Genomic DNA, 22,740 nt, shown 5'->3' with positions numbered 1-22,740 from the left:
GGGCTCGAACCAAATTTCCTTGAAAATGCAGGGTTTAAATTTTTTAAGGAATTGATACAAAATTTACCGAAACACAAAAAAGAGCCTGATAAATCTTGATATATTAGGCTTCTAATTTTTTTTTTGTAGCGGGAACAGGACTCGAACCTGTGTCCGCCTCGGCGGATATGAGCCCGACTATTTATAAGTTTCGGATAATATTTTGAATAGATTCTCTTCCTACTCCGGTTTTTAAATATTTCTCTCTTTTCATAGCGTCAGATTTATTATTGAAAAATTCAACATGAATGACTTTCCAAGGTCTGAATTTTAAAGTGTGTCCTTTTTTGTCTAGACAGTTATGCGACTTGAATCTTTCAATTAAATTAGAAGTATATCCCGTGTAATTTTTATTGAATTTTTCAGAAAAGAGAACATAAACGACAAATTCTTCCATAATACAAATTGCTATAAAACAAAAAACACCAACTTTTTCAAGTGGTGTTTTTGTCTTAGTAGCGGGAACAGGACTCGAACCTGTGTCCGCCGTGGCGGATATGAGCGCGACCTAGATTAAACAAAAAAAGCTCCAGATTTCTCTGAAGCTTTTTCTCTTAGTAGCGGGAACAGGACTCGAACCTGTGACACTTTAGGCTTTGATATCAGTACTTTACAAGGTTTGACAATTTATGTATGCCTATTTGTATACCTTTTTATTCGTAAAACACTCTTATTATTTCAATTTACCTGTGGCACTAGCACTTAAAGATTAGTATAAATTTATAATCTGAAACCTCAAATCTATTTATTGCTATAATATTTCATACTCTAAAATAAGTTCATTTTCATGTTTAAATTTGTAAAGAATTTTATTTAACGTTACTCTGTTATTACTTTAGTTATTCAGTGTAATACATTTTTGGAGACTTTAATTTTCTAGCTTCCTTTATACCTTCTTCATTGCTTAATAACTCAAAGTTTACTCTTGCTTTATTTACTCCCATTTTGGGAACTAATCTCAAATAATAAGTTTTTCCAGCTACAGCATTTATGGTGTAGATTTTTTCAGATTCAGCTTTTACTATAATTTTATTTTCTCCAATTGGAGAATCAAAGCATAAATAGCTTTTTGGACCAACTGCACCAATTAGATTATCCTTGGTGTTTTGATATACATCAAACTTTATAAAACCTCCAAAATTACCAGTTCGGATTAGGTATATTCTTGCTTTGTCTTGTGATATTTGATCTGTTGCTGTAAATTTTTTATATTGTTTTGTTGAAGCACAAGAAATAAGCAATAAGCTTAAGATTGAAAGAGTAATTATTTTCTTCATAGATTCTGTTTTGATTAATTATTAGATTATTATGTTTGATAAAAGTTCTTGAAATTCTATAACATCCGTAAACTCTTTCTCATTAAGTTGGAGTACTATTTTCTTGTAAGGCTCAGGGCTTAGGCTAATTACTATTTCAGAGTCAAAAGGCAAGTTGAGTCCTAGCGCATTAAGATTGGCATTAAATGTCTTAAGCTTTGCTTTATTATTCTTTATTGATTGATATTGAGGAACTAGACCTATTATAAGATATTGCTGTTTTTTATATAAATCATAAGCATTATTTAATTTATAATAAGCTTCAATAAACATGCAATCTTGTTGTCTAATATTACATACACATGGAAATGGTTTTTCATTATTACTCATCCACTTATCCCATTTTCTGCAATGACTATCATTTATAGCATTATGAAATTCATTCTCATGTTTTATTAGCCACAATTGAACATATTCTATATGAAGTATTGGTGACAAACTTAGAAGTTCTTGAATATAGGTTTGATATCTCATTTCTTTTTATAGTTATCTTGAAAATACAGAAAAGCAAAAAGTGCCAATCCTCCTAAAATTAGAAAACCACTATAAGAAATTGATACATTGTTGTAAATTATGTAAATAACTGTTCCTGCAATTCCTAGATACAAAGCTCCATTAAATGAAAAAGGATTAAACCATTTAAAATTATCTTCTTCCTTTTTACAGCTATTACATGTGTTATTACTTATAGTATTAAACAGCTTATTACACTTAATACATCTAAGTGTTTTTGGTTTTGTATCCTCTTCATCAATATCAAAATGAATAATATTTTGTTTTCTATTATCTACTACTAAATTTGAGTCTCTAGCATGCTCTACGATATTATCATTTGCTTTTAAGATTTCTTCAGTGCTCATGACATATCTAGATTCTTCTACATTAAAAAACTCATCATAAACTTCGGAATAATTTGATGTGTCTTTGCCTAATAATGCCCATCCTTCTTTATAATACTCAAAACACTTTTTAACCTCACTTTCTGATGTTGCTATAATTCTATAACTAATCAGATCTCGAAATTCAGGCTCAATTCCCAAATGGTCTTTCATTATCTCATAGTAATCTTGATGTTTTTGATGCTGAAGTTTGTATTCCCATCTTCCCATATGTAAGTTTTTAAAGTTGCCATATATGGCATTAATTAAAACAAATATAACCACTTGATTTGACTTGTCAAATATGTCAAGTGTGGAAAAGTCAGATTTACTTAAAAATGTTGGTAAAAGAATTCAAACCTTAAGATTAAGCAAAGGTTTGTCTCAAGTTGACTTAGTAGGTCAAATTGAAGGAGATATTGACACTACCAATATTTCAAGAATTGAATCAGGGAGAACTAATCCTACCATTTATACTTTGTACAGAATAAGCCAAGCTTTAGAAGTACCATTAGAAGAGCTCGTTAAATTTGAACCTCCTACAGTATAAAATTTGGCTATTTATATATGTATTGTATAAAAGTAAAAAGTGCATTTTATATTAAATACAATCAAGTAATAACACGCATACACTTTTACTTTATAGTAAGACCTCAACATTTCCATATGTCCTAGGAGTTTATAATAGTAGATTATCACTAAAGCTATAATACCCTTGTCTGGTAATAATTAAATGGTCTAGGAGGTTTAAGTCTAATAATTTGCAAGCTTCTTTAAGTTTTTTTGTAATTGATTTATCAGGCTCACTAGGTTCCAAACTCCCACTTGGATGATTATGAGCTATTACAATACTCGAGGCATTACATTTTAACGCTATACCAAGAATTATTTTAATATCTACAACAGTTCCTGACGTACCTCCCTTGGACATTTCATATAGTCCTAGGACTATATTAGCTCTATTAAGAAGTACAATTTTTACTTCTTCTTGAAATTCTATTAGGTCTAAATCCCACTGCTTCAAAACCAGATAATACAAAATTTGGCTATTTGTTACTTTTATCCTTTCAAGATTATTATTTGAATAGGAAACTTTTATTTCTGCTACTTCCATAATGAATGAAAAGTGTCCTTTTTTGTAACTGAGCATATATAGTATAATACAAAAAGGGACACTTTAAATTAGTTTAATCAGATTGACATACTAGCTAAATGACCATTTCTAGAAAATGTTTCTATTTTAGTAGCAAAGTCACTTTCAAATGACTCTCCTTTGGAACTAGTGGGAATAGGATTATTTATCTCTGGTTGATACACATATCTATGTGTTAACATTATGATTTCCCCTGTTTCTCTTACAGTATATTCGTAAGGCTCGGAATCCATTTTTCTAATATTCCCTGGCATATCAGTACCTAATAAAGCTTTGCAGGTTTCTTCATCAAATGTTGAAGAAATATTTGCTCTTTTGGCTGTGGCATAGTATTGACCAGTTTTAGTACTTAATACCATTTCAATTCCACTTTGGATTTCTAATACAAAGAATGGTTTGCCTTCCTCTGTTTGTCTTTTTTGATAGTTTACAATTCTTACCATGTTTTTATTTTTGAGTTGAGAATTCATGATTTAAAACATCATTTAAATCAGAGCAATAAATATGTCATTGCTCAGAATAAGTGAGGGTATTTAGTGAGATAATTAGATGAATTAAGACACTTGAATGGAACCTGACATAAATAGCAAAGTAAACTTAGTACTCTTGAGTGCAGAATAAGCATAGAATAGAAATAAACCTAAAATCATATGTGACATGATTATACTTACTATACTGACCATAAAAGTGCAGTGTGTGCATAGTACAATAATATATTATTCGGGCAATTTTTTATTTTCCCTACAAACAAGTTGGGGGATATTTAAATTGCTACAAAGTGGCGGTGCTCTTTTTGAGGTGGAATACGCTTGAGTAAAGTTGTTGCATCTAATTTTTTTTTATTTTTTTTTGTTAGTAGAATAGGTATTTATACCTGTATTCAATATTAAATAATTGATACATTTGTTTATTAAGAGGTATTTCTTAATAATTTTAAAAAAATACTTTATTGTAAGCTTAATTATTTTCAATTATGGCAACACCATTTAATTCTGAAAAAATCATATCTCATAAAATCAATGAGGTGGAACTTAGTACTTTTTTAGTTGGATTTGATATAAATGATAAAGGAATAAAAGAATATAGAATAAAATCTTTAATTGAGAAATTAACAGATGTTATACATGAATTTGCATTTGGTTATCATGAAGGTACAGAAACTCCTAATACAGAGATTTTATCTAAACTTTCAGAAGCTGCAAAATCAATTTACAAAATTGATTCTTTTCAAAAAATAAAAGATTTATGTGATATAAATAGTAGTATTGATGATGATGTAAATGATAAGTATTTAAGACGGGGTGAGTTTGGGGAATTAATATTGCATCTACTATTGAGAGATTTTCATAAAACAACCCCATTACTTTCTAAAATTTATTTTAAAGATTCGTTTGGTCATACTGTGCACGGTTTTGATGCTGTACATATTCAAGAAGAAACAAAAACTCTTTGGTTAGGGGAATCAAAATTATATTTAGATGGTAAAAGAGGAATAAAAGCTTTAATTAAAGATATCGATGAGCATTTTAAAAGTGATTACTTGAATTCAGAATTCCTTATTATTTCAAAGAAAATTAAACACTTTGATAATATACCTGAAAAAGATTATTGGATTGATTTAATGTCTAAATCAACAAAACTGATTGATCAATTGGACACAATTAATATACCTCTTTTATGTACCTTTAATTCTAATCTTTTTTCTGATTACGATGATGAAACATCAGCAGAGTTTATTGATGCTTATATCAATCAAATGAGAGAATTAAAAGAATATTTTGATAATAATCATAACCATCCACTCAAAACAAAATTAAATATAATTTTAATTCTTTTTCCAGTACAAAATAAAGTTGATTTGGTCAAAGGACTGCATAAAAAATTATCTCTGCTTCAAGCTTTATCTGAATAATGGAAGAACTTATTGAAAATATCGAAATAAAAGACTCATTTAATCTAGAGGAAACATTTGAGGTTTATAAATTGTGCTCTCAGTTCATAGTTGAAGATGAGCAAAAAGCTCAAAAAATAATAATCAATGTTCTTAACAACAGGAATAAATTTGATAAAAAATTAGATTTAATATTAAGCGATTTAGTTGAAGCTGTTGGATTTTATCCATATCTTAAAAAAGAGAATTTGAGTCTAGAATCTACAGATTCGTTAATAAGAAAGGAATATCATTATTCTAACAATGTAGATAAATTTTTACATGAAGATCAAAAGCATTTATTGTCTTTATTGAATTCTGAAAAAAATGTTATTGTTAGTGCACCTACAAGTTTTGGGAAAAGTCTTCTTATTGAAGAATTTGTTGCCTCGAGAAAATTTAAAAATATTATTATAATACAGCCTACTTTAGCTCTTTTAGATGAGACAAGAAGAAAACTTTTAAAATATGATGAATTCTATAAAATCATAGTTAGAACTTCTCAAGAAGCCAGCATTGATAAAGGAAATTTATTTTTATTTACTGCTGAAAGAGTTAATGAATATAAGAGTTTTCCAAATATTGATTTTTTAATTATTGATGAATTTTATAAGCTAAGTACTAATAGAGATGACGAAAGAGCTGATTCTCTAAATAATGCATTCCATTATATTATTAAAAAATTTAATTCTAAATTTTATTTACTTGGACCTAATATAGATGGTATTTCAGATGGATTTGTTGAAAAGTACAATGCAATTTTTTATGTTACTAAATCGAGTTTAGTTGACACAAAGGTCTTTGACTATTACACTCCTAACAAGGAGATTTTTGAGAAAACTACCCATCATCTAAAAAAGGGCTACAAAGAAGCTGTAGAATTTAAGGAAAAAACCCTATTTGATTTATTGATTTCAAAAAAGAATGAACAAACCATAATATATTGTTCCTCTCCAAACAGAGTAAGATCATTATCCATGAAATTTTGTAAATATTTAATTGAAAATGGAGAGTTAGAATCAGATGTTACTTTAGATATAATTGAATGGATTAAAGAAAATATTTCGGAAAATTGGAGTTTAATAAAGTTGCTAAATAATAAAATTGGCATCCATGATGGAGCTTTGCAAAAACATATAACAACGTCAATAATAGATTATTTTAATAATGAATTTTTAAATTTTTTATTTTGTACAACAACTATCATTGAAGGGGTTAATACAAGCGCTAAAAATATTATTTTTTACGATTCAACTAAAGGAAGAAATACAGCAATTGATTTTTTTGACTACTCAAACATAAAAGGCAGAGCAGGAAGACTAATGATTCATTACAAAGGAAATATCTATAATTTTAATCCTATTCCTAAAAACACACAAATAATTATTGATATACCCTTTTTTGAACAAAATCCAATATCTGATGAAATTTTGATAAATTTAGATCAAGATGAAGTAAAAGATATTTATAGTGACCAATACAAATCAATTGTTGATATCCCATATTCAGAAAAAGAAGTTATTAAAAATAACGGTGTTCATGTATCGGGCCAAAGAAGTATTATTGAACAATTGAGGAATGATATAATTTCAAAATATAACATTATAGCATGGAATAGATATCCAAATAAAGAACAATTGAGTTATGTTTTAGAACTTGCTTGGAATAATCTAAGAAAAGAAAGTGAAACTGGAGGACAAATGACTTTAAGAGGATTAATAACAGTAACTCAAATTTATGGGTATAATCAAAGTATTTGGAATTTGGTTGAAAATACTTATAGTTACCTAAGAAAATTAAATATCAATCAGATGAAAAGTGATGAAGAAGTGAGAGATGATGCTATTATGCAGAGTTTCCAAACACTTAAACACTGGTTTGAGTATAAAGTCCCTAAATGGTTAGCAGTTATAAACTCATTGCAAGAGTTTGTTTGCAATGAAAAAGGTTTGCGTTCTGGTAACTACAGTTATTTTTCAAGTTTAATTGAAAATGATTTTTTAGCAGATAATTTAACTATATTGGCTGAATTTGGTGTTCCAAGTTCTGCAATTAGAAAATTAGAAAAACTATTACCTCCTCATCTGTCACAAGATGAGGTTATTAAGAGGATTAAAGAAGACAAAATTTATGAAAACCCCATATTTATTAATTATGAAAGAAATAAGCTAATCAATAATTAATGTCTGCAAATAAAATTATTGTAAAAGATCGTGTTGAGTAAGGATTTTAGTAGGTTAAAATGAACTAAATTACTTTAGCTTAGTATTAATTTTTAAATTGTTTTCAGATTCCTTAATTGAAGATATATAGCCAAAATTCTTTAGGTTTTTTGCAAATTCAATTTCAATGACTGATTTTCCAATTTCTGGTCTTTTACCCTTCTTGGTTATTGTTGAAAATGGTGTTGGCATTAAACTTAGCAACTCATCAATATTTAACTTTGAAAAATATTTGAAATAAATATTGAAGATTTTCAGCCTATTACTAATATGTTTTGATTTAGAAAATAGATTTTTAATGAATTCATACTCAATTTCTAATTTTGAAGTTTCTGAAAGTATTTCGCAAACTTTCTCAGAAGTGCCCACTTTTTCAAATATTAAACTATTATCAACTTTTAAAATAATCTCTATTTTTTGTTTAACTGAAAATGAACTTGAATTTAGTAATGACAATAAATCCATATTATCTATCTCGTATTTTTCAAAATCAGTAATATAAGTTTCTGGTTTTTTACAAAGTAATTCAATGTGGAGGTTTTCAAAATGTTCTCTTAAAAGATTATAATTTTCAACTGTAAGAGTTAGAATAAATTTTACAAGGTCTTTTGCTTTAGAGGCAGATAAATTTTCAAATGCAAGTTTGTCTCTGCTAAAATATACACTTTTAATTATGTTTGAATAGGATTCATCACTTATCTCATTGCAAAGTAAAATATGCTCCCTAAATATAGGATAATCTTCCCCTTTACTAACACTTATCATAGTTTTAGAAAGCTTTTCATAATTGTCCTTATGGTTTAAAAAAATTACTAATGCATCATCCAGTTTCTTGTCATTAGCTTGAAAATACTTATACAAATTATTCCATTCAGGTTTAATTTTAGATTCACTCAAAAGAGTTTTTGAAACACTAGCAACTTTGATTGAAGTAATATCAGTTATTAATGTTTTAATTTTAGTAATTAATGCTATAATTTTTTTTGTTGAAATATCAGTATTGTTAAGTAAATCAATATAATCATCTTCACTTTCTAAATTATTATTAGGAAGTTTTAATGATACCTCAGTTAAATAAAAATCAATTTTTTCTTCAATATAACTCTTAAGTTCTTTGCAATCAGAGTTTTGAATTGTAGTGTAGTTTGCAACTTCAATTTGAGAAATATCTTGTTTAAAGTGTTTTAAAATTGTTGTGATGTTTTTATTGTTTATTAAATATGAATTATTGTTATATATGATCATAAACAATTCTTCATTAATACTTGGATTTTCAATAGTAACTAATTTTATATTGAGTTCAATAATGATTTTTTCAATTTCATCTAGTGGTTGCTCATTATTTATAAAGCTTAAAAAATTATCTTTAGAATTTAAATACTCAACTAATTTAGAATTCTTACTCTGCATTTTAATATCTTCAATGTGTGAATATTTTAATATCAATTTTAAGTATTCATCCTTTTTTTCATCTGTAAATAAACTTTCTTCTTCTATAAAGCCCCAAAATCCTTTCCAACTATTACAGATTTGTTTAATAAACTCCTGTTCATTTTCTCCACTATCTATATATCCTTTTATGAAATTAAATGTATTTTCACTACCATTTGATAATAGCTTAAATATGGATTCAATCCTGTTGGAATTATTTGATTTATTTTTTAACAAATAATCTAATAAATTGAAATTTAAAATTATCTCTCTATCAAATTCTTTATCCGTTATTTTCTTTATCAAATTATCGGGTTTAACTAATTTGTAATCAAATTCAGTACTCATTTGACTTTTTACATTTTGTAAAAATTCCCAATCTTGTTTTGTTATACTACCTTCATGAAAATATGAAATGTAGTCATAGTAATTTTCATCAATAAAACCATTTGCTAATAAATAAGAAATGAGTTTTTTATTTTTTATTTCAATTGTTGAAAAAATACTTGCTACACCTATAGAATTAAGAACCTGTCTTAATGACCAAGTTTTGATTTCGCTTTTTTCAATATTTAACTTTTCAATTTCCTGTTTTAGCTTATTAATTTTGCTTTCTTCCTTATCAATGATTAGTTGCTCCCTTTCATCATAAGTATGTTTTTCATTAACTGCATTTTCAATTTTTTCAAATGAAAAGTCAATAGTATTTTCAGACTTTTGAAATAAATTTGCATTATAATTATAGTTGCTTAAAAATATGTATTTTAACTTTGTCTGCGTTCTTAATAATTCAAAAGCATCTTCATCAAACAACTTTGTAAAATCATAATCTATGTTATTCAATTTTATTGATAATGCTTCTGGCCTTTGTTTTCTAAATTCTTGTATATAGATGGCTTTTAATTCATCAATATCAGCAATTTTTTCATTTTCAATATTTTTTATTTGCGTTCTACATTCAAGTAATGATTTGTCAATATTTACTATTTTATCTTTTATATAGTTTGGTTTATCTGTAATCAATTTATAGATATTGCCCTTTCCATTATGCAATTCAGCAAAATCATCAGGGCATAAATTTTTGTAAATAATTATAGCAAACAGATTATTTTGATTTAATTTTTCACCTAGATTATCTTTGTAGAGTGAGTATTCATTACAGATATTTATAAGTAATCTCATATCTTCAATAAAGATAGAAACATCATCTATAAAATCTTCACTTGGAATGCTTTTAGAATTTAATTTTAAAAGTTTGTTTTTTATAATCTCATTTGAATTTGATGGATTAATTATTGGTATTACCGGAATAATAAAATCAAAAAACTTGGTTCTATCTTTATCTTGAAACATGTTATCTCTAATTGCATATAAGAAAACTATCTTTCTTCCAATTTGTTTAGATCCATTTATCAAATTGTTTAATTCTCTTAACTTGGTAAATATTTCTGTATCATTAAATCTATCCAAATCTTCTATCACAACTGTATCATACTTAGTAACTTCAAAAAAGTAAAGTATCTCATCCAAGTGATGATTTAATATTGATTTATCATTATTATCTCCAATTTCAATATCTGCACTTTGGATATTTAATTTGTTAAGTTTTGAATTATTAAATATTCTAACAAGCTTAATAGCTATGAAATACAATCCTAATAAGCTTATTATTAAGAATGTATATTTAAGATAAGGGCTTTGTAAAATTGTATTTAACTCTGAAAAATCTTTACCTACTTGTTGATGTTTAAACAGATATGCAATTGATAAACACCAAATTAAAAATAGAAATGAATTAAGTAAAACTTTCTTTTTGCTGATATTCTTAATCCTTTTAAACCTGGAATCAGGAATTTCATCATGCTTTTCTTTATAAAAAATCTGTTGAAGTATACTTAATTCAATTAACCGGTTTAAATTTTCTTCATTTTGATCATTTTTTGGCTCAATCTTATCTTTAAAGGATGCTAAAGAAATATTTAAATATTCATACTCATCATAATTTTTTTGAAATGTTTTAATAATACTGCTCTTTCCTGAACCATATGTTCCTGTTAATGCAATATTTTTTACATCATCATTCAATAAGGCTTCTTTAAGGGCAACAAAGTAAAATTCTTTATCAGTTGCATTGTCAGTAGGAGTTAAGGCTTCAAACTTATTTATTTGACTTTTATTATTTTCTTTTTCTAGTTCATTAATTATTTTCTTTATGTATAGATTTATCTTAATCAGGATATTGTATTTAAAACTCTTTTTCATTATATATGGTTTTTACAAAAATAGTAATATAATTATTAAGATTTTTATTAATTAAATCCAACCTCTAATTAAAAAAATTGGGTTCTTCACAATTCAATAGTAAGCAAATCTGTTTAATATAAAATTACTCTTACTTTAAAGTTTCTAATCCTCACTAAATTTTGAAAGTGCTAAGTTATTTATGGTTTGCACATTGAAAAAAAACTTAAAATCCTTATAATTAAATAAATAAGCATAAATAATTCGTAAAAAATATATACCTTAACATTTAATTGCCTAAATTTATTATGAATTGTAATAAAAAGCGTTATACTTGCTAAAATATTGTTAAAATAAATATTGTATGACGTTTAATTTCTCAGAAATTACATCTATTTTAAGTAGAAGTTTTAAACTCAGTTTAAAGTGGACTGTTTGGAAGTTTTTTTTATCTAGTGTTGGATCAGTTGGCGGAACATTATTAATAGGAGAAAAGTTTTTAGGATTAAAATTTCAGACATCACTAATTTTTGGAGTTGTACTTCTATTATTCATCTTTTTAGTTAGATGGGGATTGATTTTTGTGAAAGAGAGTTTGAAATATTTTCATGAAGTTTACACAAATTCAATTTATGGTAATGCAATAATATTACTAAATGAATGTTCTGCTTCATTAAATGAGTATAGAAAAAAGAATACTCATGATGATACAGAATTTTTGAAAGCAATGATTCTTTTATGCAATAATTTAAAAATTATTTTTACTGACATAGTTAAAGACGAATGCGCAGTTTCAATAAAAGTTCCTATTGCCAGTGAATGGAATAATGAAACTCTAGTTATGAATTTAGTTAGAGATAGTGAACATTCTTCACGAGATACAATAGCTTATACTGAAACTAAACACACATTATTAGGTAATACAGCTTTTACATTTTGCCTTAATAAAGTATCATCTAACAATACATCAAAGGCTTACGTAAATAACAGTGTTAATAATTCAAGAAATTATGATAATACAAGCATGGCACTTCATACGGATCAAATACTTCCTTACAACAGTGAGCTTGTATTTCCTATAGTACCAACCAATTTGGATCATCAAAAACATAATTGCGTGGGTTTCATTTGTATTGATTCTATAAAAGAAAATGCATTTGATACTAAATATGAAATAGAAATTGTAAAAGGTGTTGCAGATGCAATTTATGATATTATAAAAGCTAGAAATCAATTTAAACTATCAGAACATGGCGAAAAACAACAAGCTTAGTTTAGATAAATTCAAGAATATTGAATTTATTTCATCAAATGATGAAAATGCGGTTTATAGAATAGCTATTTCTTCCAAAGATCTAACCCTTCAAGAAAGGCATAAAATTCAAAGAAATATTAATGACACTGTCGTCCATTTTTTTGATGTTGATGACTTGAATAACCTCAAACAGATTGAGGCTAAGCTCCATCAAGAAGCGCAAGAGAATAATAAAGAGAGAAATAAAAAATCTCTTTTTGATCTCTTTTAATTAAAAAACTTAAACCCAACTCTTGAAGGAGTTGGGTTTTTTTCAACTCAAAAACCAATGGTAATTACCACTACCATTTAGTGCTTTTGAAATGCCTTTTGAAAAATCAAAGGCATTTACATTCCTGTCTACGAATGTATCAATATAACTGCTTTTATTAGCCTGCGTGAAAAGGTTATACATATTCCATAGATTCAAATCTCCATCTGAATTTCTACTAAAGTTTTCGCTGTCATAGTAATCTTTAGCAACAACATTGATCTGTCCGTCATTAAAATTTAGTGCAGGAATATTTAATTTGTCCTTTTTGGGTAAGTGGTGGTATAATCTAGCTCTGCCTAGCAATTGAGCAAACTGATGTTCTGTAAGAGATTGCTCGGAAAGTTCTTTCATTTGTACTACATGCTTTTCAGCATTATAATTCTGAAGAACTTCGATAATCTTTGACTGTAGTTCCACATAACTAGTTACCCTCATTTCTTCCGTAAAGCCATCAGTACTCACGCATAAATTGCAACAAACCTTGACCTGAAAACCTATAAAGAACTTAAACTTCTCGAAAGATTTCTTGCTGTATAAATTCTCGAGATTATAACTTCGAACCCCACCTATTACAAGAGACATTTCATTGCCATTAATTGTTTCTGTGATACTAGGAATTCTAACAATGAAAGCCATTCTTTCAAAATACTGAGTTCTTTCATGCTCAAGTAAATCCTTTGCTTGCTTTTGTATAGCTTCAGGAATTCTACCTTTTATTTCATGGGAAACTCGTATTTCAGGCTTTTCAAAGACATGATTAGGATACACTTTACTAGCACATCCTATTACAATTTCTATAAATTCCTGATGCGCAATTGTTCTTTCATTATCCTTTGAGAATACTGGTATAACACAATTGTTCTTTAAATGTGCAAGATTAATTTCGGTAGTATTTGCTTCTATAAATGGTTTAACTTCAAAAGGAGGTGCTTTAAATAGAGCAGGAGTCCTAGGCACATTAGGAGTATTCAAGATTAATTGCTGAGGTTCAGTATTAAACTGAATTGTTGGTCTAGATTCTATGCGTAGTAGTTCCATCTGTATTAAAGGATTTAGGATTAATTAATAATTCATTTGTATTTATTTTGTCTTTTTGAACTTTAAAATCATATTCTAATAATTCCCTCCAATTGCTATAGTGGGAGTAAAGCCCTTTCAGAGATTCTATTGAATTACAACTTTTAATCTTCTCTCTAGCATCTTGTAAATTAGTTCCTGAGTTACACCATTCTAAAATTTTCTTTCCAGTATAAGTATTAATGACGAACTCAGGTTTTCCCATGAATAATCCAGTTCTATCCTTAGATGAAACAGCAAAGTGCTTTATGTTTATATCAAAGACTACTGTGAATTCATAATCCAATCCATCTTTTTGTACAGCTTTTAAACCTACTTTTTCAGGAATGTATTTACCATCTTTTTGATTTAGGACATAATCTTGTTTAGTTCTCATAGTGGCAATTACGTGAGCATCACATTGCAATATCTTATCTGTGAATGATTTTTGAAGAGGTGTAATCTTTGCCCAATTTGTAAATGAATTTCCTGCTAGATTTGAATGATAATCCAATAAGTAATCCCAACAATGAGAAATGCTATCTATAATAATTACCTCCATCCCTGCCTTCTCACAAATATCAATAGCTTTGATATAATTTTCTGTAGTAAATGGAGGTGTTAGTGTTAATACATTATATTGTCCTAGGTGTGCGTATAAATCAGCACTCCCATTTTCAGTATCTATAATAGCAACCTTAGAAAAATCTCCATTAGTTAAACCATGTGCTAACAGTAAAGCTGAATATGTTTTACCTGAACCTGCAACACCTTGTATTGCAAGTTTGATTTTAGCTTTTTTCCTTTCAGAATGTCTTAATTGCATAAATAAAATTGTTTAAAATTGTTAATATTGAAATGAATAAAATTATTTTTTTCAAGCACGTAAAGATTTGGCTATTAGCTACAAAATAGCTCTAGCAGTTGAAAATGTCCTGAAAATTTAGTAGCTTTGTGCATCAAAACATTGAAACAAAATCTACTCCTAAAGTAGTCCTCCTCCAAGCTCGTGCGTTGTTAAATCAAAGATTTTTAAGGTTGGGGAGATTTTTAAAGAACCCCTTATGTCAAAATATAAAAAAAGCCAAACTTCAATTTTGAAATTTGGCTTTAGTATTTTATAAAGTGTCCTTTTTTGTTTCTAGTATAATAAGAGAAAAACAAAAAAGGACACTTTTTAATAGGCTAATATCCTGTATTGGTTAGGAGTCTGTTTATTTTGTCTTGATATGCTTCAAAACTTTCATGATGTTGATTCGCAAACTCTATTAACGGGTCAGCTTGTAAAGTATCAATGACTCTGGAAGGGTCTGGCAGTACTTTAATGCTAATAATCCGCTTAACACTTTCTTTACTTTCGTTAATTATTATTCTAGGAGGTTTTCCTGATTCTCCTAATTCTTGTATCTCAAAAAAATCATCAACTAGCATTTTATAAAGTGATTCTACTTTTTTATGTAGTGTACTAGCACTACTATCTGTACTTATAATGTTTCTCCTAAAATTGAAAATGTCATTTTTTACAAAGTCATCAGATTCAATAAGTAATGTGATTGTTTCATCAAATAATGATCTTTCAATTGGGTTAAGGAAACCTTCTAGTAATTTTATAGGTAGATAACTAAAGTTTGTACTTCCACGAGAATGAGTTCCTATTTTTTGTATTAGGACATTACGTATTGAATTAAGATTTTGATATGCTTTTATTTTATTTTTTTGTTCCTCAGAATAATTAACTTCATTTAAATCTATAGTATTAGCAACAGAAATGCATTCTAAGAAATAAGTATCTCTTGTGTACTCAATATCTCTTAATCTGTTTGAGGAACTTCTTGAGTAATAATAATTATCTTTAAAGTATTGATTTGCACAAAAACGAATTAATTGATTTTCAAAAATTCTGTTATAAGGATTAATATCATTCCACACTACATCACTTTTAATTTTTAATTTAAATGAATTGAATAACTTGGTTCTTGTTTCTATGTAAAAATGATTGAAGTTGAAATGTGGCATTAAATTTTCTTCATCTTTAAAGTATTCTTCAAATAATCTAATTAAATTTCTTTGAATTTTTCCTTCTTCAAAGTATAAAACAGGCCTTGTGTTTAAACCAGTAAGTCTACAATTTACAAACTGATTAGTAAAAGCACAATAGGTTAGGTATGAAGAAATATCCTTTCCAAAAAAATAGAATTTTGAGGATAAATATTCTTCTCCTCTGTTTAGCTTAAATTGCTTGTATGGAGGGTATCTTAAAGGTGCTAAATTTTGTCTTTCTAGTGAATTGATATGAGTTATTTCATTACTTACATGCCCATAAAGTTCTTCATTGTAATATCTACTTATTAAATCATCTTGGGTATTTAGTTTTAAGTAATCAATAGTATTAGTAGTCCTATAAGTTACTACTTCGTCATAAAATTTTTTAAATATTGATATTTGATGTTCATTACAACCTGAATTGGTTAAAGAACTATAGTTAAACTTGTAGGGTTCAGGCAAAAGAATATGAATTTCTTCGCGAGTTCGTTGTCTAGCTAAAGCTTGTATTACAGAATTTATACCATCAGAGAAAATTCCAAAATAGTTGCTGAATTTCATCTTAGTTCCTTCAGGAGGCATTATAATAATAAAGGCGTGATTACTTTTAATTATGCTTACTCCAGTTTTAAAATTAGTTCCCACATTACATTTATTATTATCATAAATGTTTTTTGGTTCTTCATTTCCTTGTCTAGAATTATCTTCTAGTTCAGAAGTACAATCATTAATTTCCCCATATTTATCAATTAATAGTTTACCTATCTCTGATTCTTCACTCATGATGTTTTTAGCTAATTTTTTAGAGTAGCATAAAATATCAATCATTTTATCAGCACGAATTAAATTTTTGACTATTTGAATTAGTTCAGGGTTTGTTGCTTTATAGTTAAGAGCAGGATTATAATGAAGATATAATCTACTTTGCTTATCAGGAAAGACAATTCTTTTTGATTCTATAATTTGTATTTTTTTATCTGTAAGCTCTGAAAGGTATTCTATCACAACCTTTGAAGCTTCATTATAAGTAGCACTAAGGATATAGTTTTTAAGAATTATATCCTTCCACTTCCAAAGATTAAAAATGAATTCTTCTTTAAAATTTTGTATAGCATCATGAATTTCATCATAAATAAATACAACTTTAAGATTATTAGTTGTGCAATGGCTTATTAGTGTATTTAAGTATTGTCTTTTCTCATCAGAGTTCTTAAATGCATTATCCCCTGGATTTCCAAGAAGTGCATTTACTGTAGCTACGTGTATTCTCCTTGTCTTATAATCTATATCCAATTCTCTTCCTATCTTACCATAATTAAAAATTTGGCTTTCAGGTATGTTTGCTTTGAAATGTATGTCATCACAATATTGTTTTACAAGGCTGACATAAGGAGAAGCAACAACTATTACAGTATCAGGGTGTTCATTATAATATTTTTCAATGGTTCTTATTATAGCTGTACTCTTTCCTTGTCCTACTGATGCATTTACTACAACAGTATTTTTATGTCTTAGGACTATATGTGTTTGAAAAGCATCATTAATAAACCCCTGTGCATTAGGTTCAATAATAATTTTTTCATTGTTTTCAACTTCAAATTCTGGAAAATCACTTGGATTAATTTCTTTAAACTCGATAGGGAAGTCTTGAAAATGTTGGTTTGGTAGTTCCATAAAATAATTTTAACTGTATTGTAAAAATATACAACACAGTTAAATTATTAAAACTATTTCCTACTCAATTTTTTGTTTAGCTTAGAAACATGCTCACTAACTTTACTTTGAACTACTTTGGCATAATGGGCTTGAGTAACACTCATTTTTGAATGACCTAGTAGCTCACTCACAATTTCCATTGGTACATCATTATATAATAATACTGTAGTGGCAAAAGTCTTTCTTGCTGTATGATGAGTTAGATTCTTTTCAAAACCTAGGATTTCAGCTATTTCTTTGAGGTAGGAATTGAATTTTTGATTGGTAATTATTGGCAATAATTTATTTAGTCTAGTTCCTTCGGTCTTATATTTATCTAGTATTTTTTTAGCCTGTGGTAATAGAGGTATTTTAAACTGCTTTTTAGTTTTTTGCCTATACATATCAATCCATGTATTGTTATCAAATCCTTTAATGATGTTTCTCTGAGTTAAACTTGACATTTCATTATACGGCAAACCACTATAGCAACAAAAAATAAACATGTCACATACTTGTTGAAGTCTAGGTTGTGAGAATTTATGCTCTTCCAATTTCCTTAGTTCTTTAGGAGTAAGGAAAACAACTTGATTCTCAACCCTTTTAGGCTTGTATAAGAGGAAAGGGTCTGTTATTATAAATCCTTCTGAAAGAGCAAGTTTGATTATTTTTCTTAATCTCTGAATGCTCTTATTTATTGTAATTTGTTTATGCTTTTTCTCGGATTTTAGATATAATTCATACTCTAGTAGGAACTTTAAATTGATGTCTATTAAGTTGATATCCTTTTTGTTGTATTTATATTTTAGAAAGTCTGTAGTATGGCTTTTTGCTTCAATGAATTTAGAATATGTACTTTTTGTGTATTCAATACCAATAAGTTTATTCATTGAGTCATTGTGCATATTAAATACTTCTAGCAGTTTTTTTTCTATTTTAATATTCTCTCCTTTGTACTGTAGATAAATATCATCCGTATCAAATGAGCTTTTCTGAACTTTTAGAAATAAAAAAGCCTGATTAACTTCTTGTTTAATCAGGCTTAGTTGTGTATTAATGAAATTATTATCCTCATCTGGAGGTTTAGCAATTTGTTCTTTATTATGCCAGTTATCAGGATTAATAAATAACCCTGTTGCAAATTGTTTTCTTAAATCCATGTATGTTAATCTACATGTGATAGGAGCTTTTGAATCTTTTCTTTTTCTGCTTTTGGATAAAACAAAAAGTATGTTAAGTTTATGAATGTTCATGTTGGTTAGGTTTAAAGTGTTGATTTTTAGTTTTTTAAAGTGCAACCTTTTAGATCTAGGACTGCAACCTTTTTTGTGACCCTTTTTTGCAACCTTTTAAAAAAAATAGGTGCAACCTTTAAGTAAACCTTATTTGTAGAATTTTTTGGAGTTAAGATGAATAGGGAAGTAGTGTAAATCCTTGGTTTTAGGACATAAAAAAAGAGAACTTAAAAATAAGTTCTCTTTGTAGTAGCGGGAACAGGACTCGAACCTGTGACCTTCGGGTTATGAGCCCGACGAGCTGCCTACTGCTCTATCCCGCGATGTTTCGGGTGCAAAGATACGTCGTTTTTTGGGAAATCCAACGAAAACTTTAAAAAATGTTTTATTTTCTGTATTGAGTTGATATGACTACCTTTGCACAATAAATAGTACACAAATGTCACATAAAGCAGGTTTTGTAAACATCATAGGGAATCCAAACGTTGGAAAATCAACATTGATGAACGCCTTTGTTGGAGAAAGATTATCGATCATTACATCAAAAGCACAAACAACTCGTCACCGTATTCTTGGAATCGTGAATGGCGAAGATTTTCAACTTATATTATCGGATACTCCTGGAATCATCAAACCCGCTTATGAAATGCAGGAATCGATGATGAACTTTGTAAAATCGGCTTTTGAAGATGCTGATATCTTGGTTTACATGGTTGAAATAGGGGAGCAGGACTTAAAAGACGAAGCTTTTTTTAATAAAATCATTCACGCTAAAATCCCGGTTTTGTTATTGTTGAATAAAATTGACAATTCGAATCAGGAACAATTAGAAGAACAAGTTGCATTTTGGACAGCAAAAGTGCCAAATGCTGAAATTTTCCCAATTTCAGCTTTACAGAATTTTAATGTACCGGAAGTTTTCAGCAGAATTATTTCTCTATTGCCAGAATCTCCGGCCTATTATCCTAAAGATCAATTAACAGACAAACCAGAACGTTTCTTCGTAAACGAAACTATCCGCGAGAAAATCTTGTTGAATTACAGCAAAGAGATTCCGTATGCAGTTGAAATAGTTACTGAAGAGTTTTTTGAAGATGAAAAAATCATAAGAATACGTTCAATCATTATGGTAGAACGCGAAACTCAAAAAGGAATTATTATCGGACACAAAGGTGCAGCTTTGAAAAAAGTAGGTACCGATGCCCGTGCTGATTTAGAGAAATTCTTCGGAAAACAAATACATATTGAATTAGTGGTGAAAGTGAATAAAAACTGGAGAAGCAATGCGAATATGTTGAAACGTTTCGGATATAATCAATAGTATTTGGGAGTGTCCCTCCGGGTCGGGCTATCCGTTGCAATCTTTTTATTTTTAAAGAAAAAATAAAAAGGATTTTCACTACTATCCCTCACGCAAACAGAATTAAAAAGAACATTATTTTTAAAAAGAAGAAATGAAAGTTAAAAAGACTGCTCTAATCCTAATTTCAGTTTTAGCTTTGGGTTACGCCGGTTTAAAAGTTGTAAAAAAAGTAAATCTAAACCGTAATTATAAGATAGGACAGCCATTAGACAGTTTAAATGGTGTAAAAGTGTATTATAATGGTGGTGTTGATCATGTACTGGAAAGAAACGTTACCAAAGATAATTACAATCTAGGACTTAAATATCAGTGTGTTGAATTCGTAAAAAGATATTATTACGAATATTTAAACCATAAAATGCCCGATGCTTATGGTCATGCAAAAGATTTTTTTGATCCAGAAGTTAAAGATGGAGGTTTAAATTTAAAACGAAATTTAATTCAATATAAAAATCCTGGTACAGCAAAGCCTAAAGTGGGAGATCTGGTCATTTTTTCAGGATCTGTTTTAAATAGATTTGGGCATGTTGCTATAATATCGAAAGTTTCTCAAAATAAAATCGAGATTATTCAGCAAAATCCAGGACCATTTAGTGGCTCAAGAGAAAGTTTTACATTAGAAAATAAAAACGGATATTATAAAATAGAAAATGATAGGTTATTGGGTTGGCTAAGAAAGGAATAAAAGATTTTATGTTTTTTGAATATAAATGTAAAAAGCTTTTGATGCCTCAAGCCCTAGCCCTGATAGAAGTGGAAATCCTTTTTTATTGTTTTTTCTACAATAAAAAAGATTGAAACGGATAGCAGGAAACAGCTCCTTAAAAATACCTCAAAATAACAGGAAAAATAATAAAAAACTTAGGTGCTTATAAACTTGGCAAATTAGCCACTTTTTTACCTACCTTTGCAAAAAATTAAAATAAAGCATTTTGGATTACAAGCGATTAGGTTTTTAGGGAACTAAAAATCTAAAATCTAAAATCTAAAATCTAAAATTCAAAAAAATGAATAACATTGTTGCGATAGTAGGAAGACCTAATGTAGGGAAATCAACCCTTTTTAATAGGCTGATACAAAGAAGAGAAGCTATTGTGGATTCGGTTTCTGGAGTTACCAGAGATAGAAACTACGGTAAAAGCGAGTGGAACGGAAAAGAGTTTTCTGTAATTGATACCGGCGGATATGTTCGCGGATCTGATGACGTATTTGAAGGTGAAATTCGCAAACAAGTGGAGCTTGCTATCGACGAGGCTGATGTTATTATTTTTGTGGTTGATGTAGAAGAAGGAATTACACCAATGGATGATGTTGTTGCGCGCCTATTGCGTAAAGTGACAAAACCAGTTTTATTGGCTGTAAATAAGGTTGACAACGCAATGCGTGAAAAAGATGCGTTGGAGTTTTATAACCTTGGATTGGGAGAGTATTTTACTTTCGCCAGTATTTCAGGAAGTGGAACCGGAGATTTATTGGATGCTTTAATTGAGTCTTTTCCGGTAAAACCAGAACCTGTTCAGGAAGAGGTTATTTTACCTCGTTTTGCTGTTGTAGGACGTCCGAACGCTGGAAAATCTAGTTTTATCAATGCATTAATTGGTAAAGAACGTTTCATGGTAACGGATATTGCAGGAACAACCCGTGATGCAATTGATACAAAATTTGACCGTTTTGGTTTTGAATTTAATTTAGTGGATACTGCTGGAATCCGTCGTAAGGCTAAAGTTAAAGAAGATTTAGAGTTTTACTCGGTAATGCGTTCAGTACGTGCGATTGAGCATGCAGATATCTGTATATTAGTTATCGATGCAACTCGTGGATTTGAAGGGCAAGATCAGAGTATTTTCTGGTTGGCTGAGAAAAACCGTAAAGGTGTTGTAATCCTGGTAAACAAATGGGATTTGGTTGAAAAAGATACCATGTCGACTCGTGATTACGAAGCAAAAATTAAGGAAGAATTAATGCCTTTTACTGATGTGCCAATTTTGTTCGTTTCGGCTTTAACGAAACAACGTTTATTGAAAGCATTGGAAGCTACAGTTCAGGTTTTTGAAAATAGAAAACAAAGAATTCCTACTTCAAAATTTAACGAATTTATGTTGAAAGTGATTGAAGCATATCCACCACCAGCGACAAAAGGTAAATATGTGAAAATTAAATATTGTATGCAGTTGCCAACTTTAACACCTCAGTTTGTGTTTTTTGCTAACATGCCACAATATGTTAAAGAACCATATAAAAGATATCTTGAAAATAAAATTAGAGAAAATTGGGACTTTTCAGGAGTGCCAATCGATATTTATATCAGAGAGAAATAAATGCTCTATATTTTTTAAATAAAAATTAAATCGCTCATCTATGAGCGATTTTTTTATTTTATTGAAACCAAGAATTTAGAAAATGCAATTTTGAACTTTTTAGATTATGATTTGACCAGAATAGCGCTGAGTATATTACAAAACAGGAGTAATAATATTATTAATTTTAGAGAAATGATTTGTATTTAATATTATTTTAGATGAGATTTGCTTAAATAAAAAAATATGAAAAAAATTACATTAGTAGGTATA

General features: G+C 28.5%; 19 protein-coding genes and 1 tRNA gene. 8 read left to right on the top strand and 12 right to left on the bottom strand.

What is annotated here, in order from left to right:
- Positions 1 to 181: 181 nt before the first annotated feature.
- The 4 genes from IHE43_RS21385 to IHE43_RS21370 all read right to left on the bottom strand — a co-directional run bounded on the left by IHE43_RS21385 (position 182) and on the right by IHE43_RS21370 (position 2,464).
- Positions 182 to 436, bottom strand: a complete 255-nt coding sequence (locus tag IHE43_RS21385; RefSeq protein WP_192185770.1) for a GIY-YIG nuclease family protein — start codon at positions 434 to 436, stop codon at positions 182 to 184.
- Positions 437 to 878: 442 nt separating this feature from the next.
- Complete coding sequence (locus IHE43_RS21380; protein ID WP_192185769.1) at positions 879 to 1,316, bottom strand: DUF2846 domain-containing protein; 438 nt, start codon at positions 1,314 to 1,316, stop codon at positions 879 to 881.
- A gap of 21 nt (positions 1,317 to 1,337) precedes the next feature.
- The gene (locus tag IHE43_RS21375) at positions 1,338 to 1,829 is read right to left on the bottom strand and encodes a hypothetical protein (RefSeq protein ID WP_192185768.1); all 492 of its coding nucleotides are present in this window, start codon (positions 1,827 to 1,829) and stop codon (positions 1,338 to 1,340) included.
- Entirely contained in the window at positions 1,826 to 2,464 is a 639-nt protein-coding gene (locus IHE43_RS21370; RefSeq protein ID WP_192185767.1) for a hypothetical protein, read from the bottom strand. The genes IHE43_RS21375 and IHE43_RS21370 overlap by 4 nt, the downstream gene beginning before the upstream one ends.
- 82 nt (positions 2,465 to 2,546) lie before the next feature.
- Between IHE43_RS21370 and IHE43_RS21365 the strand changes: the two genes are divergently transcribed.
- Positions 2,547 to 2,783 (top strand): helix-turn-helix domain-containing protein, encoded by a 237-nt coding sequence (locus IHE43_RS21365; protein WP_192185766.1) that lies wholly within the window; start codon positions 2,547 to 2,549, stop codon positions 2,781 to 2,783.
- A gap of 129 nt (positions 2,784 to 2,912) precedes the next feature.
- Here the strand turns inward: IHE43_RS21365 and IHE43_RS21360 are convergent, their stop codons facing one another.
- Together IHE43_RS21360 and IHE43_RS21355 are read right to left on the bottom strand one after the other, a co-directional pair.
- The gene (locus tag IHE43_RS21360; protein ID WP_192185765.1) at positions 2,913 to 3,347 is read right to left on the bottom strand and encodes a JAB domain-containing protein; all 435 of its coding nucleotides are present in this window, start codon (positions 3,345 to 3,347) and stop codon (positions 2,913 to 2,915) included.
- Positions 3,348 to 3,424: 77 nt separating this feature from the next.
- Positions 3,425 to 3,856, bottom strand: coding sequence for a hypothetical protein (locus IHE43_RS21355; RefSeq protein WP_192185764.1), 432 nt, complete (start codon positions 3,854 to 3,856; stop codon positions 3,425 to 3,427).
- A 503-nt stretch (positions 3,857 to 4,359) separates the two neighbouring features.
- Between IHE43_RS21355 and IHE43_RS21350 the strand changes: the two genes are divergently transcribed.
- Both IHE43_RS21350 and IHE43_RS21345 read left to right on the top strand, forming a co-directional pair.
- Positions 4,360 to 5,298, top strand: a complete 939-nt coding sequence (locus tag IHE43_RS21350; RefSeq protein ID WP_192185763.1) for a DUF1837 domain-containing protein — start codon at positions 4,360 to 4,362, stop codon at positions 5,296 to 5,298.
- Complete coding sequence (locus IHE43_RS21345; RefSeq protein ID WP_192185762.1) at positions 5,298 to 7,499, top strand: DEAD/DEAH box helicase; 2,202 nt, start codon at positions 5,298 to 5,300, stop codon at positions 7,497 to 7,499. The genes IHE43_RS21350 and IHE43_RS21345 overlap by 1 nt, the downstream gene beginning before the upstream one ends.
- 69 nt (positions 7,500 to 7,568) lie before the next feature.
- On the opposite strand, the gene IHE43_RS21340 is transcribed toward IHE43_RS21345, so the two are convergent.
- Positions 7,569 to 11,231, bottom strand: a complete 3,663-nt coding sequence (locus IHE43_RS21340) for a hypothetical protein (RefSeq protein WP_192185761.1) — start codon at positions 11,229 to 11,231, stop codon at positions 7,569 to 7,571.
- 343 nt (positions 11,232 to 11,574) lie between these two features.
- Here IHE43_RS21340 and IHE43_RS21335 point away from each other — a divergent pair, with 343 nt between their 5' ends.
- Positions 11,575 to 12,483 carry a hypothetical protein gene (locus IHE43_RS21335; protein ID WP_192185760.1) on the top strand — a complete coding sequence of 303 codons (909 nt, stop codon included), beginning with the start codon at positions 11,575 to 11,577 and terminating at the stop codon, positions 12,481 to 12,483.
- Entirely contained in the window at positions 12,461 to 12,736 is a 276-nt protein-coding gene (locus tag IHE43_RS21330) for a hypothetical protein (protein WP_192185759.1), read from the top strand. Before IHE43_RS21335 ends, IHE43_RS21330 begins: the two co-directional genes overlap by 23 nt.
- A 42-nt stretch (positions 12,737 to 12,778) precedes the next feature.
- Here IHE43_RS21330 and IHE43_RS21325 read toward each other — a convergent pair whose 3' ends face one another.
- The 5 genes from IHE43_RS21325 to IHE43_RS21305 all read right to left on the bottom strand — a co-directional run bounded on the left by IHE43_RS21325 (position 12,779) and on the right by IHE43_RS21305 (position 19,130).
- Positions 12,779 to 13,816, bottom strand: coding sequence for a DUF3871 family protein (locus IHE43_RS21325; protein ID WP_192185758.1), 1,038 nt, complete (start codon positions 13,814 to 13,816; stop codon positions 12,779 to 12,781).
- Positions 13,791 to 14,660 (bottom strand): AAA family ATPase, encoded by an 870-nt coding sequence (locus tag IHE43_RS21320; RefSeq protein WP_192185757.1) that lies wholly within the window; start codon positions 14,658 to 14,660, stop codon positions 13,791 to 13,793. Before IHE43_RS21320 ends, IHE43_RS21325 begins: the two co-directional genes overlap by 26 nt.
- Positions 14,661 to 15,019: 359 nt before the next feature.
- Complete coding sequence (locus IHE43_RS21315) at positions 15,020 to 17,551, bottom strand: DEAD/DEAH box helicase (protein ID WP_192185756.1); 2,532 nt, start codon at positions 17,549 to 17,551, stop codon at positions 15,020 to 15,022.
- A gap of 53 nt (positions 17,552 to 17,604) precedes the next feature.
- Positions 17,605 to 18,825, bottom strand: a complete 1,221-nt coding sequence (locus IHE43_RS21310) for a site-specific integrase (protein WP_192185755.1) — start codon at positions 18,823 to 18,825, stop codon at positions 17,605 to 17,607.
- A 232-nt stretch (positions 18,826 to 19,057) separates the two neighbouring features.
- Positions 19,058 to 19,130, bottom strand: a tRNA-Met gene (locus IHE43_RS21305).
- A gap of 116 nt (positions 19,131 to 19,246) precedes the next feature.
- Here IHE43_RS21305 and era point away from each other — a divergent pair.
- From era to der, 3 genes are all read left to right on the top strand, one after another.
- Positions 19,247 to 20,128 carry a GTPase Era gene (gene era / locus IHE43_RS21300; RefSeq protein WP_026985744.1) on the top strand — a complete coding sequence of 294 codons (882 nt, stop codon included), beginning with the start codon at positions 19,247 to 19,249 and terminating at the stop codon, positions 20,126 to 20,128.
- Positions 20,129 to 20,261: 133 nt separating this feature from the next.
- The gene (locus tag IHE43_RS21295) at positions 20,262 to 20,855 is read left to right on the top strand and encodes a CHAP domain-containing protein (protein WP_192185754.1); all 594 of its coding nucleotides are present in this window, start codon (positions 20,262 to 20,264) and stop codon (positions 20,853 to 20,855) included.
- Positions 20,856 to 21,177: 322 nt separating this feature from the next.
- A complete protein-coding gene (der, locus tag IHE43_RS21290) occupies positions 21,178 to 22,488 on the top strand; it encodes a ribosome biogenesis GTPase Der (protein WP_192185753.1) in 1,311 nt (436 codons plus the stop codon).
- Positions 22,489 to 22,740: the final 252 nt, after the last annotated feature.

The sequence above is a fragment of the Flavobacterium sp. MDT1-60 genome (assembly GCF_014844035.1).
GTDB lineage: Bacteria > Bacteroidota > Bacteroidia > Flavobacteriales > Flavobacteriaceae > Flavobacterium.
This window is presented reverse-complemented; position numbering and strand designations above follow the sequence as displayed.